General features: G+C 57.6%; 3 protein-coding genes and 1 pseudogene. All 4 read left to right on the forward strand.

The window, feature by feature from the left end; all coding sequences use genetic code 11:
- Positions 1-821: sulfatase-like hydrolase/transferase (locus HV670_RS29440; RefSeq protein WP_175108456.1), on the forward strand; the 821-nt coding region annotated here is incomplete at its 5' end.
- A 752-nt stretch (positions 822-1573) separates the two neighbouring features.
- Positions 1574-2353 (forward strand): hypothetical protein, encoded by a 780-nt coding sequence (locus HV670_RS29445; protein WP_175108457.1) that lies wholly within the window; start codon positions 1574-1576, stop codon positions 2351-2353.
- Between the two features lie 273 nt (positions 2354-2626).
- Positions 2627-3721: a hypothetical protein gene (locus tag HV670_RS29450; RefSeq protein WP_175108458.1), complete on the forward strand. Its 1095-nt coding sequence runs from the start codon at positions 2627-2629 to the stop codon at positions 3719-3721.
- Between the two features lie 11 nt (positions 3722-3732).
- A pseudogene (locus tag HV670_RS29455) lies at positions 3733-3846 on the forward strand (phosphate signaling complex protein PhoU); the annotation flags it as partial.
- Positions 3847-3995 lie beyond the last annotated feature (149 nt).

A 3995-nucleotide genomic window follows, 5' to 3' on the forward strand; every position in this document is an offset into this window, starting at 1 on the left:
GTGCCGAGAAGCACAAGGGCAAGAGCGGACAAGGCGACTATAACGACGTCATGGTCGCGCACGATGAGAACATCGGCAAGATGCTGGCGAAGCTCGAAGAATTGGGGATTGCCGACGACACCATCGTCATGTATTCGACGGATAACGGCCCACACTTCAATAGCTGGCCCGATGCCGGCATCACGCCTTTCCGGTCCGAAAAGAACACGAACTGGGAAGGCGGCTGGCGCGTGCCCGCGTTTGTTCGATGGCCGGGGAAATTTCCTGCTGGTACGGTTCTTAACGGGATAGTCACGCACCAGGACTGGATGACGACCTTCCTCGCGGCGGCGGGCGAGCCGGACATCAAGGAAGAACTGCTTAAAGGACACAAGGCTGGCAAGAAAACGTACAAGGTTCACCTGGACGGTTTCAACATGCTCCCCTATCTGACTGGGGAAGTGAAAGAAAGTCCACGCGAGTCGTTTTTCTATATCAGTGACGACGGCGACATCATGGCGATCCGTGTGCGCGACTGGAAAATGGTGCTGCTGGAGCAGCGGGCCAAACAGCTGGCGTGTTGGGCCGAGCCTTTCGTGCGGTTGCGCATTCCGAAGATGTTCCACCTGCGTCGCGATCCATTCGAGCGTGCGGACGAAAGTTCGAACACGTATTACGACTGGATGATCTCTCACGCCTATATGCTCTATGCGATGCAGGCGGTCGTCGCGGCACAGATTGAAAACTTCAAGGCCTATCCGCCGCGTCAGAAGCCTGCGTCGTTCAACCTCGACGCCGTTATGCGCCAACTCGACGATGCGGGAGGCGGTGCGCATCACTGAGCTGAGATGAACCGGAAGGGAAGTCACCCGGCATTCAGCAGGCTCGCCGGGTGACGCCCATCGGTTGGAGGTGTCAAGTGATTGCAGAGCATGACCGGCTCGATGAAGCCCGACGTGGCGTCGCTCCATGGAAGATATGGGGACCTTGTCTGTCGGAGAGACAGTGGGGCACGGTGCGCGAAGCCTATAGCGGGCCCGGTGACGCATGAACTATTTCAATTACGGTCAGGCTCGCTCGCGGGCGTACCCGCTCTACAAAGTCGCTGCGGAGATCGGCCGAAGGTTAACGAGCATCTTCCGGTGTGGCAGCGACGGCCGTCGACCGGTCCGCGGTGGAAATGGGAAGTTTCAGGAAGACTCGCACGGCGTGATTGTCTGCTGTTCTAAGAGTACTTCCACCGTGACAGCGAGGCGGAACTCGGCGCTAGCCACCCGACTGGCTGGACGGGCATCATCAGCCGGGCGATGCATCTGTTTGCTATCACGAAACCGTGGCGGCTTCTCCGACAGGGAAGAGCCGCAGCGTTCGTCGAGTTACCGGCCCGGGATGAGACACGGCAGGCGTTCGAACGGGCAGTTGAGATTGCGCGTCCGCCGACGCGTTGCCCTGCAGCGCTATCGATACCCGATTGGCCGCGCCAACGGCTCTCCAATCCGGGAACCCTTACCGCGAATTATGCGAGGGTCTTCCGGTAGCAGGGTCGCAGTGATTGCGGTGCCGACGCCCGGGAGGTGTTCAAATGCGGTCGCGAATGTGGCAACTGAAATGGAATTGTGGGACGGGCGCATCGCTGTTTGCTCTGGTGGCATCGGTTGGTGCGCAGGAGCAGCCGACGGCAGCACCAACCGAGAATAACTGGACGTTCTCGGTGACGCCCTATCTTTGGATGGCGGGCCAAAGCGGCACTATTCGTGTCGGTCAGGTTATCGCGGCGCAGAACGTCAATGCGCATTTTTCAAATATCTGGCACAACCTCAATTTCGGCGCCATGGGGACGTTCGAAGCGCGTAAGGGCCGCTGGGGCATCATCGTCGACGGGTTCTATGTTAGCGTGTCCAAGACGTCAGATCCGATTCTGGGTGGCCGGCTAGGCACGGCGAAGCTGCAACTGGATAACGGTGTTCTGCAGGTTGCGGGCGCCTACCGTGTGCTGGATAGTGATACCACACCGATTGATGTACTGGCAGGCCTTCGCTACACGAATCTCAACACCACCCTGTCTTTCTCCCCAAGTGCTCTGTTACCTGCAGGCGTTGAGCGTGGCAGGGGCGTCAGCTGGGTCGATGGACTGGTTGGCGTTCGCGCTACATACCGGTTCTCGGAAAAATGGTCGGTGACCGGCTACGCGGATGTCGGTGCGGGGGGCAGCAACTTTGCCTGGCAACTTGTTGCTGCCGCATTCTGGGACGTCACCAAGTCAGTCAACCTGGCCGGGGGATATCGGATACTCACCCAGGACTACAACTCGTCCTCGTTCTATTACAACATCAGGACAGCGGGGCCATTCGCCGGGGTGCGCATACGGTTCTGAAGGACAAGAGAGCGCTCATAACAACCCGCCACTGATGTCCTGGGAGGCTGCAAAGCGCGGCGGTACCAGAAGAGCAAGTTCCGGATCCTCGATTAGGATGATAATAGTCCATCATTTTTACTACAGCATCAGAATCGCGAGACCCTTTGTTGGGGTACGTGCCCGTTTTCGAACAGATGAAGCAGCCAGGTCGCGCCACTGATGACAAGACCTACTACGGAGCTTCACGAGCTGTCCCTGCTTGGCGGTCCCCTCCATCGCCTAGGGTGCCGCATGCAGCTTGTCCATGGAAGAAATCGTACATCCGCGTTGGGCCTGGCACTTGGCCTCACACTCTGGATCGTTCTGATTGCGCTCGCGATGACAGAAGGCTTGTCGCGCTGGATTGCATCTCCGCTCGCGGTCGGCATGCATGTCCGTCTGCTCGTTGTTATCCCGCTGCTCTTCTTGTGCGAATCTTCTGTGGACCCTTGTGTGGCATCGTTCGTCCGTACCCTTGCGCGTTCGGGCGTAGTGCCAGAGGGAGCACTGCCGAACCTCTCGTCGAAAATCGTCCGCATCGTCCGTTGGAGAGATTCATGGATTCCTGAGGCCGTGTGCGTACTTCTGGCTGTCATTCTCTGGTGGTATGGCACAAAGCTAACGCGCTTCGGGACGGCCGCGGACTACATGCTTGATCGCCCACCCGTTTTGTCCAGTCTGACGGGGCAGTGGTATTGGGATGTGTGCTTGACGGTGTTTCGCTTCCTTATTCTTCGCTGGTTCTGGCGCTTGCTGCTGTGGTGGTACTTCCTCGGGAGTCTGTGCAGATTGCCTCTTCGTCTTGTTCCTGTTCATCCAGACGGTGCGGGCGGAATCGGATATCTCGAGATCGTTCACGCCCACTTCGCTCCGCTTGTTGTCGCCATATCGGTGACCCAGACGGCGTCATTCGTGGAGGGTGTGAGAGCAGGGACGATGCCTAATGATGCCATCTATCCGGCGATAGCAACGGTCGTTCTCGTAGACGCATTACTATTTTTAGTCCCTTTGGCGATCTTTTCGCCGAAACTCTGGGCTTGCCGGATGAAGGGAACAGAGGAGTACATGAGACTTGCTGAGCGTTACGCGACCCTCTTTGACGAAAAATGGGCGGGAACCGAGCGCGTACCAGACGATAAGCTGCTTGGGGCACCGGACTTGAACGCGCTGGTTGCATTGAAGCGTGTCATCACCGAGGTCGGCAGCGTAAGATGGATACCCGCATCCCCACGTCTTCTTTCACAATTGACGATCGCGGCTTTTCTTCCGATGGCGCCACTGCTGCTGCTAAAGTATCCTCTTGCCGATTTACTACAGAAATTCGTTGAAAGACTCTCCGGCCTGTGAGAACGCGGGGGCGGATCGGCGATCATGCGAAGAACATCGCCGAGTTCATCATCTACATCGTGAAGGGTATGGACCTGCGCCACTTGTCGCACGACCAACTCGAACGGGCTCTGATGTGCAAATAGGCCTACCGGATCGGTTAAAGTGGCAATTCAATCAACCTCGGAAATTTTCAAGGTAGTTGTCGCCTCGACGATTAAATCTCAGGCGGCTTTTCGCTCCTGGTTACTGCGCTGTGGGGCGCCGTCCTGGTTGTCGATGCGATCCGGGTTCA

Source organism: Pararobbsia alpina, from assembly GCF_902859895.1.
Lineage (GTDB): Bacteria > Pseudomonadota > Gammaproteobacteria > Burkholderiales > Burkholderiaceae > Pararobbsia > Pararobbsia alpina.

Excerpts from the sequence above, each read along its gene's own strand:
- HV670_RS29450 (WP_175108458.1), top strand. The coding sequence starts at position 2,627 with ATGCAGCTTGTCCATGGAAGAAATCGTACATCCGCGTTGGGCCTGGCA.
- HV670_RS29445 (WP_175108457.1), top strand. The coding sequence starts at position 1,574 with ATGTGGCAACTGAAATGGAATTGTGGGACGGGCGCATCGCTGTTTGCT.